Below are 13841 nucleotides of genomic sequence, written 5' to 3' on the forward strand. Positions count from 1 at the left end.
CCTATACCAACCCGCTGAAGCCCATAAAGGCCAGCGACATCAACCCCGCCGTCATCATGCCGATGGCGGCCCCCTTGAATGGCTTGGGTACGTCCGCCATGGTCAGGCGCTCGCGCATGGCGGCAAACAGGATAAGCACCAGGGAAAAACCCACGGCGGCGCCGAAGCCATACAACGTGGATTGGACAAAGTTGTTCGCCTTCAGGGTGTTCTGTAGCGCCACACCCAGCACCGCACAGTTGGTGGTGATCAGTGGCAGGAACACCCCGAGTACCCGGTACAGCAGCGGGCTGGTCTTCTCGATAAACATGCGCGCGAACTGCACCACTACGGCAATCACCAGAATGAAGGAAATGGTGCGCAGGTACTCCATGCCGAAGGGTTCCAGCAGGTAGGTATTCACCAGATAGGAGCAGATGGCCGCGAGGGTAAGCACGAAGGTAGTGGCACCAGCCATGCCAATGGCGGTTTCCAGTTTGTTGGAAACGCCCATAAAGGGACACAGGCCGAGGAATTGCACCAGCACATAGTTGTTGACCAGTATGGTGCTGAGCAGGATGACGGCGAATTCGGTCATGTTTCTCCGCGGGTGTCAGTTAAGGTCGGGTTATTTTCGCAAAGCCTGGCGCTGGCGCAAATACCCCTGCATCGTTGCGAGATAGAAAGACAGGTTTGTCGATCTGCGCGCCAATGTCGGCCGTTTGGTGTGCGCCGCTGGTGACGCCTGGCAATTGGTAGGGAGAAAGGTGCTACGCAAGGGCGCTATTATGGGGAACCATAATAGCGCCTTCAACTCGACAGTACACCGTTATGGGGCGCGAGCATACTGCGCGCAGGGAAATCAGCCGGTCGTCCAGCTGGATACCACGGGCAAACCCAGTCCGCGTGTTGGACAGTCAGCGCGGCGTCCTTGCCTGACTGCGGCAGGAAATCACATGGTAAGAGAGGTTTATCCTGTTTTATGCGGCCACAGCGAGTGAGGTTTCGCGCTTGTCCTGCCGCCGCTGGATGGAGGTCTCCGCGGCGTCTGGCATTGAGTCTGCAACTGTGTCCTCGTTTGCTTCACTAATCTGGAAACGCGCGATCAGCGCTTGCAGCTGGTGAGCCTGTTCCTCCATGGACTGGGCCGCGGCACTGGATTCCTGTACCAGCAGAGCGTTCTGCTGGGTGGCCGCGTCAATCTGTGAAATGGCTGCGGTCACCTGGCTGATGCCACTGATCTGCTCTCCGGTAGCGATGGACACTTCCTGCATCAGTGTGGCCAGATCGTTGATCGCGGAGACCGTTTGACTGATGGTCTCGCCACTGCGCTGGGATTGGGTGGCACAACGACTGATCATGGCCTGGGTTTCCTCCAGCATAGAGCGGATCTGTGCGGAGGACTCTGCGGCGCGGCCGGCGAGACTGCGCACTTCCTCTGCCACCACCGCAAAACCGCGCCCGTGCTCCCCGGCCCTGGCCGCTTCCACTGAAGCATTGAGGGCGAGGATATTGGTCTGGAAGGCGATGCCATCGATCGCTTCGATGATGCCATTCATTTCCTTGGAGCGCTGGGCGATCTCCTGCATCAGCGACAGGTTGGTTTTCACTTCCTCGCCACCGGTACGCGCGTATTCCGAGGCGCTGTTGGCGAGATCACTGGCCTTTTGTGTGGTCTGGGTGTTCTGCTGGGCTGTGGCGGAAAATTCTTCCATGCTGGCGGCGGTTTCCTGTAGTGCGGCGGCTTGCTGTTCGGTGCGTGTTGCGAGCTCTTCCGCCCCCACGGTCATTTCGTTGGCGCCGGTATTTACGGAATCGCTGGCGCCCTGCAGGCTGGAGACCAGCTCGGTGAGGGAATGACTCATTTCACCCATCGCCGACAGCAACATTGCGGTTTCGTCGCGGCCGCGAGCGGTGATCTGCTGGCGAAGGTCGCCTTTGCTGATCTGCCGGGCAGCTTCCACTGCCCGCTGCAGTGGGCCGGTAATACTGCGGGTTATGGCGACGGCGAGCAAAATCGCCACGGCGAGTGCCGACAGCGCAACCGCGAGCAGCCAGTTGCTCGCACGCTGAAATGCCTTTGTCATGGTGGGTACAACGGCGGCCATATCCGCCGCAGCCAGCTCATTGATGGCCTTGGCTTCGGCTTCGAGCTGGTAAATGTTGGCCTTGTACTCGGAAAACGCTTCATTGGCCGCAGCTGTGCTCCTCAGCTTCCTGCTGACAATGCGTTCGTGAACACTGATGAAGTCGTCCCTGTATGCCGCCAGTGCCAGTTGTGCCAGAGCGTAATGTTCAAGCAGCGCTGCCTCAGTGGTCAGTGTCTGTCCCCGCTGCAGTGCGGCGTCCAGGCGCGCACCAGTGTCCTGCCAGCGCTCAAAGTAGGACTGTACTTTCTCAGGCTTGCTGATATTGATAAAAACGTCTTTCTCGAAGCGGCGCTCCTCCAGGGCGAGGATCTGTATCTCTTGCGCGTTCAGTGCCACCGCGGCATTGACGGAAAGAGCCTCTTCGGCGGTGTTCTTGAAACTGGACAGCGAAAACAGTCCTACGCCGGTAGCGACGGCCAACAGGGCGGATATAAGTGCAAATGCCAGGGCCAGACGCGCTCCGATCTTTATTCTGCTCAACATAAATTCCTGCTCGTTCGGATATTGCTAACAGTGATATCTTCGGCTGCACAGGGTGAAACTTGAGTATCCTGCTATGTTGGGGCCAAACAGGGCAGGGGGTGCTGCTCGGGCGTGTCGAAGCCAGATTGCGGGCGAGGCATTGTCACAGCAAAATGATCTGTTGCGAGCGCCGGCTGCGTATAACGGGCAACTGCCGTGCCATTGAGAAGCCGTGAGGATGACAATGATCCACGGCGTGCGACTTCCCATTGCGGGAAAGAGAACTCGAGAAGCGGGACTCCTCAATAACCCAAGGTAACCACCGGGGGCAGCATGCCGTTAAGTAGCTGGTTAAAAAGCCAAAAGCGTTATCGCTTTTCATTGAGTTGGGGTGTGCTCGGTTGCCTGCTGCTGGTACTGGTGGCGATCATGATCGGCCCCTACAGTGATCACATACAGTTCCTGCCAGACGAGAGTACAGGCTGGTATTACTGGCAGTTACCCGAGCCTTCCACCTGGGCATTTATCACTGCCTGGGCGGGCTATGCAGCCCACCAGTTGTTTCACTGGTGGATCATATTCCGCGCGAGGCAGCTGCGTGAGACCGGGGGGGTGGGTTATATCAGTGGCCTGCACCCCATCAACGTACTCGCGCTGGTCGGCAATGGTTTTTTCATTGGCCTGCACATACTGCAGACCAAGCTGTTCTACGATGGCCTGGCACAGACCGTTTCGGTGTGGTCTTCGCAGTTTGCTGTCATTTTCCTGCTGGTGATCGTCCTCATCATGGAAAACCCGCGCCGGGGGTTGTTCTTTGGCAAGCGGGTTCCGATCGGGCAAACCGTAGTTACCTGTCTCAAGCGCTATCACGGGTACTACTTTTCCTGGGCGATCCTCTACACCTTCTGGTATCACCCGATTGAGCTCACCATGGGGCACCTGCTCGGGTTCTTTTACCTGTTTGCACTATTGCTGCAGGGCAGTCTGATGTTCACCCGCAGCCATCGCAATCGTTACTGGACCTTCTTCCTGGAAAGCTTTGTCCTGATTCACGGCGTGGTCGTCGCGTACCTGTCACCGTCGCAGGGCTGGTCGGCTGTGGCGATGTTTTTCACCGGGTTCCTGAGCATGCTGGTGGTAACCCAGATCCATGGCCTGGGGTTGTCGCAAAGGGCGGTTGGTAGCATCATCTCTGGATATGTACTGATATTGCTGGGGCTGATCGGCAGCGGAGTCATGAGTTGGCAGCTGCCACTGCGGATTCCTTTCGGAGAATACAGCCTGGTGCTGATCGTCAGTCTGGTGTTGTGGGCCATCCTGGCACTTGTTGCGCGTGGGCGTTCTCATCTGCGTTCTGAAATGGGCTAAGTACAGCTCGGGGGAGCGTTTCTGGAACCGTGGTTCGCGGTCTCCTACGCTCCTATGACCCCTGCGCCCCCGCGCCCATCAGCATGATGGCGTAGATAAATAATATTTGAATTTAGCGATTGGTGAGTTGTTAACACTGGTGTGCCTTTAGTGGGAAGTACAATGTTGAACATCAAAGTTGATGACCTGACCAGTAACGAAATTGCGGCATTTCTGCAGGCGCATATTGACGATATGCGCGCCATGTCACCGCCGGAAAGCAAGCACGCCCTGGATCTCGATGGCCTGCGCCAGCCGGATATCACTTTCTGGTCGGCCTGCCTCGGCGGAGAACTCGTCGGCTGCGGCGCGCTCAAGCAGCTGACGCCGACGCACGGCGAAATCAAATCCATGCGCACCGGAGTCCGCGCCCGCGGCAATGGTGTTGGCTCTGCGATGCTGCAACACATCCTTGCGGAAGCCAGGAAGCGCAACTACTCACGCTTGAGCCTGGAGACCGGCTCGATGGATTTTTTCAAGCCCGCCCACCGTTTATATGAGCGGCACGGCTTTGAATTCTGCGGCCCGTTTGCGAATTACCGGGAAGATCCAAACAGCCTATTCATGACGCTCGCACTGTGAGCAAAAACGGAAGTAGAACCTGGAGAAAATAATGTCCGACACCACCTATACCCCACCCAAAATCTGGACATGGGATCAAGCAAGTGGCGGCCAGTTTGCCAGTATCAATCGCCCCATAGCCGGTGCCACGCATGAAAAGGCGCTTCCGGTGGGGGAGCACCCGTTGCAGCTGTACTCCCTCGGCACGCCCAATGGGGTCAAAGTGACCATCATGCTGGAGGAGCTCCTGGCTTTGGGGCATCAAGCGGCCGAGTACGATGCACACCTGATCCGGATTACCGAAGGTGACCAGTTCAGCAGTGGCTTTGTGGAAATCAATCCCAACTCGAAAATTCCCGCGCTGGTGGATCACAGCACGACACCGCCGATCCGGGTGTTTGAATCCGGCTCTATTCTGGTTTACCTGGCGGAAAAGTTCGGCGCGTTTTTGCCGCATACGCCGGAGCAGCGCACAGAAACACTAAACTGGTTGTTCTGGCAGATGGGCGCGGCGCCCTTTTTGGGAGGCGGTTTTGGCCACTTCTACGCCTATGCACCGGAAAAGTACGAGTACCCCATCAACCGCTACGCGATGGAGGTCAAACGCCAGCTTGATGTGCTTGACCGCCAGCTGGCGGAACACCCCTATATTGCCGGCAAGGAATACACCATCGCGGATATGGCGATCTGGCCCTGGTACGGCGCGGTGGTGAACAATGAAGCCTATGACGCCGCAGAGTTTTTGCAGGCGCACACTTACAAAAACGTTGTGCGCTGGGTGGATGAAATCGGCGCACGGCCGGCGGTGAAGCGCGGCCGTATGGTCAATCGCACCTGGGGGGATCCATCGCAGCAGTTGCACGAACGGCACCAGGCCAGTGATTTTGAGCATAAAACCCAGGACAAACTGCAAGACCCGGAAGACGGCTGACGCCACCATTCGTCATGGTGTCCACCATGCAGCTCTAGCCGGCTGTGTTGCGGGAGGCGGGCGTGGTAAATACCTTTCGTTGAGGGAGTGTGGGTGAATTTCCTGATCATAGGCATCGCATTACTCCTTGCAGCTTATCTGGCGTTCTCTCCGCGCCTCGCCAGTTCCTCCGGCTGGAAAGCCACCCTGACGCCGCTCGCATCCATCATGGGCAGCGGTTTTCTCGTCAGTGCGCCCCTGTTGGGGGGCATCGTGGGAAACCGTGCGCTTCTGTGCATGGCGGTGCTACTGCTGATTGCCTACGCCGTGGGCGGTGCCATTCGTTTCAATATCCGCCATTTCGAGCCTGTGGAGCATGAGCGAGGGGAGGCACAAAAACTCGCGCTGGCTTCCCGGGTGGTGCTGGCCGCGGCCTATTTTATTTCCGTGACCTATTACCTGCAGTTGCTGGCGGAATTCCTGCTGCATGCGCTCGGCATGAAAAGTGAATTACTGGCAAACAGCATTACCAGCGCACTGCTGGTCACCATTTGCGGCGTGGGTATCTGGCGCGGCCTGAGTGAGCTGGAGGCGCTGGAAAAGTACGCGGTCAGCCTGAATCTTGGCATGATCGGCGCGCTACTGGTGGCGCTGTCAGTGCATAACCTGCAACTTTTCCTGCGCGGCGACTGGGCACTGCCGGATGTGGATTCCGGTATCGACCTCCACGACATGCGCGTGCTGCTTGGTCTCCTGATTGTGGTGCAGGGGTTTGAAACCTCCAGGTACCTCGGCGCTGAGCATTCCGCGGAACAGCGGATTGCCACCATGCGCATGGCCCAGTTGCTATCCGCTGCGATTTACCTGGTTTTCATTTCCCTGGCGACGGTGCTGTTCCACAAAAAACTCGGTGCCGATGTGACGGCCATAATCGGAATGACCGCGCCAATTGCCGCGGTATTGCCATTGCTGATTTCAATCGCAGCGATTGGCAGCCAGTTCAGTGCTTCGGTTGCGGACTCGGCGGGAGCCGGGGGGCTGATCGAGGATATTTCCCGGCAGAAATTGCCCGAGCGCTATGCCTATGTGTTGATCATGGTGGTAACCCTTTGCCTTACCTGGGTGACCAGTGTTCAGGAAATTATCGCCTACGCGTCGCGCGCGTTCGCGCTGTTTTATGCCTTCCAGTGCGCGGTGGCTGTACTGGTTGCCCGGCAACAGCGCGATTTGCCGCGGCGGCGCTGGAAAACCCTGCGTTTTGCCGCGACCGGCCTGATCTGTCTCGCGGTATTTGTACTCGGCTTGCCGGCGGAATAATCGCCAGGGATTTAACCAAGTCAGGGCGGGTTACAGCTGTCGCAACACCGCGGCCAGGGTATCGCCGATGTGGGCATTCAACTTGAGGTCGATCAGGTCGTCGGCGCGGGTGCGCCCAAGGTTCAGAGAGGCCAGTGGTTTGTTCCACTCTTTTGCATAGCGGCAAAAGCGGAAGCCGGAGTAGACCATCAGGGACGAACCGATGACCAGCAGTGCGTTGCTGTGGCGCAGCGCATCCAGTGACTGCACGACCCGTGTCTTTGGCACATTGTCGCCGAAGAAGACCACGTCCGGCTTCAGGATACCCGCGCAATCCGGGCAGTCCGCAACGCGGAAATCACTGAAATCCACTTCCAGGTCTGCATCGCCATCGGGGGCGGTTTCAGCCCGATAGTGGCGGAAGGCCGGGTTCAGGTCGAAATTGAGGTCGTGAATGGCCTGGCGATCGGCACGAAACGCACAATTCATGCACTGGATCTCGTCGGCACGGCCATGCAGGTCGATGACCTTTTCGCTGCCGGCGCGCTGGTGCAGGCGATCCACATTCTGTGTTACCAGCAGCTCCACATGCCCGCGCTTTCCCAGCTCTGCCAGATGGAAGTGGGCCGGGTTCGGCTGTGAATTGCGGATCACCGGCCAGCCGATTAAGGCGCGGCCCCAGTAGCGCTGGCGGGTGCGCTCGCAGCGCATGAAATCCCGGTGGTCCACCGGCGGCTTGCGCTTCCAGTCGCCATTTCTGTCCCGGTAGTCCGGGATGCCCGAATCGGTACTGACGCCTGCGCCGGTGAGAATCATCAGGCGCGGATGACGCTGGATAAAATCCACCAGCAGGGACGCCGACTCGCCCGTGCTATGGGACGACGCCTTCGCCGAAGGTGTGCTCTCATCGATTGGCTTTGGGGAAGTCGTGGGAGTGATACTGCTCAATCTCAATGTACCGGGTCGGCTGCGTGATCGGCTATTGTAATGCAGTTTGCAGGTCGTCTTATCGGTCAGCGCGACTCCGGAAATTCTTCGGCAATTGAAGTTGGCCGGGTCGGTGACTTACTCACAGTAGGAAATACTGGAGAAAATTCTGGTCACAAGGCGGGGCAAAATGGTTGATCACCACCAAGGTGAAGGCGGGCCCGCGCCGCATGGCGAAATCAAAAGGCCCTTGCGGCCATATACCAGCGCAGCAGCGTGGCCGGCGCAGGCGTCGCAAAAAAACGTTCAGCGACAAAACCTCCGGCAAAGGCGAGGCCGATGGCCAACGGCAGCGGAACCTGACGCGCGCGCTTGAGCGCTTGTTGTTTTTGTTCCGCCAACAGGTACAGCGCGCCGTGACGCTGGCGTTCCATTTCCTCGCTGCAATGGCGTATCTGGCTACTTAAAGAGTTCAGCGACATCATTCACCGCCTCGCGGGTTTGCCGTTTCGTTTCCTCGAAACCGAGCAGTTTGCGCAGTTGGTTGATGTAAAACAGAATGCCACCGAGCAGGGTAACCTGAGCGAAGAAAAATACCGCAAAACCTACGTATACGGAGTGCGAGAAGTAGTAGCCGAGTAACCCGAGCCCGCCGCAGAAGCTGACCAGTAATACAAAGGCCAGTGGCACCAGTACTATCGACAGGGCGAGGATACGCGTACCGGCGCTCAAGGTGCGTTGAAGCTCGAGCTGGGCCAGTGTCGAGAGGTTGTTGAACCAGGCTCCCGTGAGTGAAAGGGCCGCTTGGGCGCGGCTCATTGCGTTTTCCGCCTCCTCAGCAAAAGAGTGAGAGGCATCGCCAGTGGCATCAGCGGCATGGTGTGCTTCGGTATCAGGCCGAGTGGCCGCGTGCGCGTCACTCGGCTCGTTTGGTTGGGCCATAGATCAACCTGTGGCAGCAATGAAGCTTTATGTGAAAATCGTTAGCGCAATGTTTTTGGCAGCGACGATGATCACCGCTGCAATCACATCAACAGCGGGATATGCCGGGGCCAGTCAGGCTGCGTTATTTCATCAGTTTGGCAATCACCCATCCCACCGCAAAGGCACAACCAACGGCCATTAGCGGGTGTTCCTTGATTCGGGACTCAGCGCGCTCAGTGACGTCCTGAGCGCGCTGGCGGTTGCGCTCAACCGAGTCTTTGGCCCGGGCTTTCAGGTGATCTGCAGTCTCATGTGCCCGGTTCTTGACATGGTGGGCGGCATCTTGGGCCGCTTCCCCCGCAAGATTGTAGGCTTCATGCAACTTTTCCCGGCTTGAATTCGTGTGTGGCTTGGCGCTAGCCATAGCGAGCTCCTTCATTCTAGAGAGGTCGTTCCTGAATCCTATAGTCGACCCGTCCGGTTACCACGGAAATTCAATCGCCCGAGATATCCCGGTCATATGGCCAGGCGGTCAGTAACTTATGCGGCGGATGTGCTGGGTATAGGGAATGGGGGAAGAGGGGAGGCTGGGACAGAAAAGACAGTCGCGGTGAGCGACTGTCTCTCCGTTAACGGTCAGGCAGACGTGGCCAGCTGTGCAGCGGGGTTCAAGGCCTGGCGAATAATGAACTGGATGTGCTCCTTATGGGCCCGCGATGCGGGTTCATTGCCGCGGAAATCCAGTTGCCGCTCGATCTGCTTGAGCGAATAGCGGGCCAGCGCCTGCGCCTGTTGCTGGCGTGCACCGTCATTCTTCGGGTTGGCGAGAGCGATCAGCCGGTCAACGTATTCCCGCTGCAGGTTCTGGCGGAAGCTGCTGACGTTGCTGGTCGCGTCCACACCGAAAATGGCGAGGTTGAGGTCGGCATACAGGTCGGTCATGGAATACTCGTTGCCATAGAGCGCTGAATCTTCCAGCCGTTTCAGCACGACGGGATTCAGCAGGTGGTCGAGTACAGACTTCTGCATTTGCAGCACTACATCGTGTACCTTGGGGTCTTCGGTTTTGCCGTAGAAGAAGTAGGCGCGACGCTGCTGCTGCAGTTGCTGGATCAGCTCTGGCGAAAGGTGCAGCGCGTCCGGGGCAAAAACATATTCCTCGAGTACTTCCATTGCGCGCTTCTGCTCGGCCGTCGTCATCGGGCGGAAAGGTGCCTCGCCGCCTTCCTGGCCGACCATGGAGCGATCAATCCGCACACCGCCCACGTAACGGGAAACGGTCTGTGCGGCACGCGCGTAGTAGCCCAGGGCGAGGTTGGCCCCATAGACCAGTTCCTGGCGCGACTCCCCTTGTTTCAGCAGGCGATCCGCCATGGTGTCCAGCATTAACTGGCTGCGCTCGAACTGGTTCTGGGCATAGCCGATCGCATCCTGGCTCATGTCGCCGATCATGATGCGGGGGTCAATGCCGGCGCCGGGCGCCCGCATATCATCGGCATCGTTGCCAAAGGCCAGCGCCGGGTCAGTAGAGCGGGCGAGAATATTGCTCAGGCGCTGCTCTTCTTCCGCCGGATCCGGCACTGCAGTGGAGTAACCGTATTCGATCGCCCAGCGGTCGTATGCGCCGGGTTCCACGATATAGAACTGCCCTTGTTCCATACCGGCGGGTGCCAGGTTTGGCGCCGGGTAATCCATCACCGAAGCGAGCAAGCCCTGTTTGCGTGTGGTTTCTGCGTTGTAGATGGATTCGATCGGCGTTTGCTGGCTGGCAATGAAGTTATGGTTGAGGCCGAGGGTGTGGCCAACTTCATGTAACACCAGGAAGTAGAGGAACTCTTCGGCAAAGCGGTTGCTGGTTGTTTCCTCGGCTCCCATTGCATTCAACGCCGCGGCACCGAAAGCCCCACCCTCGTATATCGGTGCGTGGCTCAGGCGCATCGGGTTAAAACGGCCGGTGGTTTGCGTACTGGAAGCCGCAGGCACATCAAACATGCCGGGCATTCGGGACATATTCTGCATGGCCACCAGCTCGAGCATGATATCTGCGCCGAGAATTTCCCCGGTGAGCGGGTTGGCGACCGATGGCCCGTAGCCCCCGAAGAGCGGCCTGGGGGAAGCGGTCCAGCGCAGCACGTTGTAACGCAGGTCGCCGGCGTCCCACTCCGCATCATCCGGCTGGACTTTCACCTGGATGGCGTTCTTGAACCCGGCCTGCTCAAACGCCTTGTTCCAGGCCAGTGTTGCATTGCGAATGGTGTCCCGGTACTCCAGCGGGGTAGTGTTTTCGATCCACCAGACAATGGGTTTGACTGGCTCGGAGATCTTGGCCAGGGGATTTTTCTTGACCAGGTGCCAGCGGTTGATGAAATCGCCATAAGGGGCGACTTTATCTGACGTCATCACCTGTTTGAGACTGGTGAAATAGCCAAGCCGCGGATCGTCGCGGCGGGGCACAAAGTCGTTTTCCGGTGCCTGGATCAGGATGTGGCGGATACTGAATGTCAGGCTGCGCTCGTCGCCAAGTGCATAGTCCACGATGTCTGCGCCAAAATTCTTGGGCAGTACCGGTTCCGGGTTTTCGTAAACGTACTCCACTTCCACATCCGTATTCTGTGGATAGTTATGCAGTTTCACATAACTGGTTTTGTCCTCGTTCAACTTGCCAATAGGCAATCCATCGCCCGGTTTTGCCTCCGGATTCGGGGATGCCTTTAGCTGGCGCAGCGACTCGTTCAAAAACAGCTTGTCCACATTGACGAATATGGCGCCGCTATCTTTTTCTTCCGCTTCGATCTTGAGTGCTGCCAGCATCGGCCGGTTGAGGTTGGCCTGGCTTGCACGGCTGATCGGGTTTTTTGGGTCGAACGTGAAGACGGTATTTTCCTGGCGCACATGCACCTTGTCGAAATGACGCTCGAAGCGCAAAACCTGGGCACCAAAATAACCGCCGGTAACATGCTGGAAATCGCCACTTGGTGTGCCGCGACTGACCTGCATGTGATGCAATATGTCCTTGTCGAGCTGCTCTGGCTTGATTTTCAGGTAAACACTGCCGGTTTTCTGGTTTTGGTACAGGTCGAACAGTCCGGCAAAGAGTTCGCTGTCGTTGGTGATTTCCGAAACAGGCTTGAGGTCGCTTTTCGTTGTTTCGGTGTTTGATGAGGTGGTGTCATCGCCGCAAGCAGATATAAACAACGATAACGCCGCCGCGGAAATGACTTTCGCCGCACGCGCAAAAATGGCCATGATTAAATCCTTTTTATTTGAATGGGCTGTCATGACAGGTATTCAAACAGCCTTACTCTATCCTGTTGACAGATCGAGTTAACCAAATGTGTCCCGCTGAAGTCCAGAATTTCGGCCGCTTTTTATCAATGCATGGCAAGTCAGAAAGGCTTTATGGCAAGAATGTCAGTATCGGGAAGTTGGGTGTAGAACAAGCTTGCAGCCAGATTGCGTATGGACTGCAATATCATTGATATTAAGCTCGAAATTAGTCAGTTGTTGGTTATTGTCGTTATTGAAATGTTTTGTGGGGCAGGAGCCATATATGGGATGCAAAAGTAATATTTTCGCGTTTTTCATTCTTGGGGTGTTGGCATTGGTGGCGTTGGTGCCGAGGGTTGCCATGGGAACCGAAGCCCTTGTGCCCGGAAGCGCGGAGCGGCGTATCGAAGCCGATGTTCGCTATTTGGCAGACGATTTGCTCGAAGGGCGAGAAGCGGGAACCCGAGGTTATGAGCTGGCTGCGTTATATGTGGCTGAACGCTTCCGGTCAATCGGGCTAAAACCGGGCGCTGATGAAAGCTTTCTTCAGTCGGTGCCTATTCTTGAGTATGGGTTAGCTGATGAGACGCAAGGTAGCTTGAGTATTATGCGAGATGGCCTTGCACTCGAGCTTCTGCCTGATCTCGATTACGTGGTTTTCCCAACGGTGGTGAGTCAGGATATTGATGTCGAGGCAGAGCTGGTTTTCGTCGGGCATGGTATTGAATCATCATTTTTCGGACGTGATGATTATGCAGGTATTGATCTGAATGGAAAAATAGCGGTTTTTCTCGTCAGTACCGATCCTACGCTGCCATCGGAGGAGGCAGCACACTTTCGGAGCATGAAGTCTGCTTATGCGTCCGAGCGCGGTGCAGTGGCCTCTATCATGCTGTACACACCGGAGTTTCAAAAAAATTTCCCATTCGAAAAGCTGGCAAAATCTTTGAAGGCCAGTACTCGCATGGCCTGGTTGCGTGAAAATGGAGAGCCGCATTCACAGTCACCCAACATTCGTGGATGGGCAGTGCTGCGGGAGTCAGCGGCGAGAAAGCTGTTTCCCTATGGTGAGCTGGGCTGGGATTCCGTGTTGAATAGAGTAGCGACAGGCGACGTGCCTAGTTTTTCGATGGGGCTTACCGGCAGGATCCAGATGGCGGCGAAACAGCAAAAGCTTTCAAGTCAGAATGTGGTTGGGGTACTACCTGGTGTCGACCCGAAGCTTAAGCATGAATATGTTCTCGTGACAGGCCATCTTGACCATATAGGCGTTAAGCCCGGGCACTCAACAGGAACAGACAAACTCTATAACGGTGCCATGGACAACGCTGTAGGTGTCGCCACGATGTTAGAGGTGGCAAGGCAACTTACCATGCAACCACCCAAACGTTCAGTGATATTTCTTGCCGTAACCGGCGAAGAAAAGGGACTGATCGGGTCGGATTACTTTGCCCACAACCCTACGGTGGATAAACAGAATATTGTTGCGAATATCAATATAGATATGCCGATTCTGACTTATGACTTTGAAGACTTGGTGGCTTTTGGTGCTGCCCATTCTTCCCTAAAGCAATTGGTGCAGGACAGTGTCGTTCATCTAGGTGTTCGTCTGCGGCCGGATCCCATGCCGCAACAAGCACGTTTCGTTGGCTCTGATCAATACAGCTTTGTAAAGCAGGGTATTCCGGCGATCTTCGTAGCTACCGGGCCCGGTGGTGAAGGTTTGGAGTCCCATAGAAAGTTTCGCAAAGAGAACTACCATGAGCCCTCCGATGAGTGGTCGTTGATCCAATACTCTGTAGCTGCAAAGTTTGCTGCGGTAAATCAGCAGATTACAGCGGCTGTGGCCAATGCCAGGGAGCGGCCACAATGGAATGAAGGGGATTATTTTGGAGTCACCTTCGCTGGCAATAAGCTCGACGAAAAATAGTCGGGAGACCTCGCTTTAGGTGCGTTCA

The 13841-nt window shown here is 56.6% G+C and carries 12 protein-coding genes; 5 read left to right on the forward strand and 7 right to left on the reverse strand.

The features are described 5' to 3' along the window. Position 1 precedes the first annotated feature (1 nt). Positions 2-577: an electron transport complex subunit RsxA gene (gene rsxA / locus ACNKU7_RS15525; protein ID WP_226667870.1), complete on the reverse strand. Its 576-nt coding sequence runs from the start codon at positions 575-577 to the stop codon at positions 2-4. Positions 578-959: 382 nt separating this feature from the next. After that, the gene (locus ACNKU7_RS15530; RefSeq protein ID WP_418297912.1) at positions 960-2612 is read right to left on the reverse strand and encodes a methyl-accepting chemotaxis protein; all 1653 of its coding nucleotides are present in this window, start codon (positions 2610-2612) and stop codon (positions 960-962) included. Between the two features lie 312 nt (positions 2613-2924). Between ACNKU7_RS15530 and ACNKU7_RS15535 the strand changes: the two genes are divergently transcribed. The 4 genes from ACNKU7_RS15535 to ACNKU7_RS15550 all read left to right on the forward strand — a co-directional run bounded on the left by ACNKU7_RS15535 (position 2925) and on the right by ACNKU7_RS15550 (position 6786). Next, positions 2925-3959 (forward strand): hypothetical protein, encoded by a 1035-nt coding sequence (locus ACNKU7_RS15535; protein ID WP_418297913.1) that lies wholly within the window; start codon positions 2925-2927, stop codon positions 3957-3959. A gap of 162 nt (positions 3960-4121) precedes the next feature. Beyond that, on the forward strand, positions 4122-4580 hold the full coding sequence (locus ACNKU7_RS15540; RefSeq protein WP_418297914.1) for a GNAT family N-acetyltransferase: 459 nt from the start codon (positions 4122-4124) through the stop codon (positions 4578-4580). A 31-nt stretch (positions 4581-4611) separates the two neighbouring features. After that, a complete protein-coding gene (yghU, locus tag ACNKU7_RS15545; protein WP_418297915.1) occupies positions 4612-5490 on the forward strand; it encodes a glutathione-dependent disulfide-bond oxidoreductase in 879 nt (292 codons plus the stop codon). A gap of 93 nt (positions 5491-5583) precedes the next feature. Then, a complete protein-coding gene (locus ACNKU7_RS15550) occupies positions 5584-6786 on the forward strand; it encodes a hypothetical protein (protein WP_418297916.1) in 1203 nt (400 codons plus the stop codon). 30 nt (positions 6787-6816) lie between these two features. Here the strand turns inward: ACNKU7_RS15550 and ACNKU7_RS15555 are convergent, their stop codons facing one another. The 5 genes from ACNKU7_RS15555 to ACNKU7_RS15575 all read right to left on the reverse strand — a co-directional run bounded on the left by ACNKU7_RS15555 (position 6817) and on the right by ACNKU7_RS15575 (position 11862). Continuing rightward, the gene (locus tag ACNKU7_RS15555; RefSeq protein WP_418297917.1) at positions 6817-7713 is read right to left on the reverse strand and encodes an NAD-dependent protein deacetylase; all 897 of its coding nucleotides are present in this window, start codon (positions 7711-7713) and stop codon (positions 6817-6819) included. Between the two features lie 218 nt (positions 7714-7931). Next, on the reverse strand, positions 7932-8177 hold the full coding sequence (locus ACNKU7_RS15560) for a hypothetical protein (RefSeq protein WP_418297918.1): 246 nt from the start codon (positions 8175-8177) through the stop codon (positions 7932-7934). Continuing rightward, positions 8152-8511, reverse strand: a complete 360-nt coding sequence (locus ACNKU7_RS15565) for a hypothetical protein (RefSeq protein WP_418297919.1) — start codon at positions 8509-8511, stop codon at positions 8152-8154. The genes ACNKU7_RS15560 and ACNKU7_RS15565 overlap by 26 nt, the downstream gene beginning before the upstream one ends. Positions 8512-8758: 247 nt before the next feature. Next, complete coding sequence (locus ACNKU7_RS15570) at positions 8759-9040, reverse strand: ElaB/YgaM/YqjD family protein (RefSeq protein ID WP_418297920.1); 282 nt, start codon at positions 9038-9040, stop codon at positions 8759-8761. Between the two features lie 212 nt (positions 9041-9252). Next, positions 9253-11862 (reverse strand): zinc-dependent metalloprotease, encoded by a 2610-nt coding sequence (locus tag ACNKU7_RS15575; RefSeq protein WP_418297921.1) that lies wholly within the window; start codon positions 11860-11862, stop codon positions 9253-9255. 304 nt (positions 11863-12166) lie between these two features. Between ACNKU7_RS15575 and ACNKU7_RS15580 the strand changes: the two genes are divergently transcribed. Continuing rightward, on the forward strand, positions 12167-13813 hold the full coding sequence (locus ACNKU7_RS15580; RefSeq protein WP_418297922.1) for a M20/M25/M40 family metallo-hydrolase: 1647 nt from the start codon (positions 12167-12169) through the stop codon (positions 13811-13813). The last annotated feature ends 28 nt before the right edge of the window (positions 13814-13841 follow it).

Origin of the sequence: Microbulbifer weihaiensis (assembly GCF_048323715.1) — a bacterium.
Taxonomy (GTDB): domain Bacteria; phylum Pseudomonadota; class Gammaproteobacteria; order Pseudomonadales; family Cellvibrionaceae; genus Microbulbifer.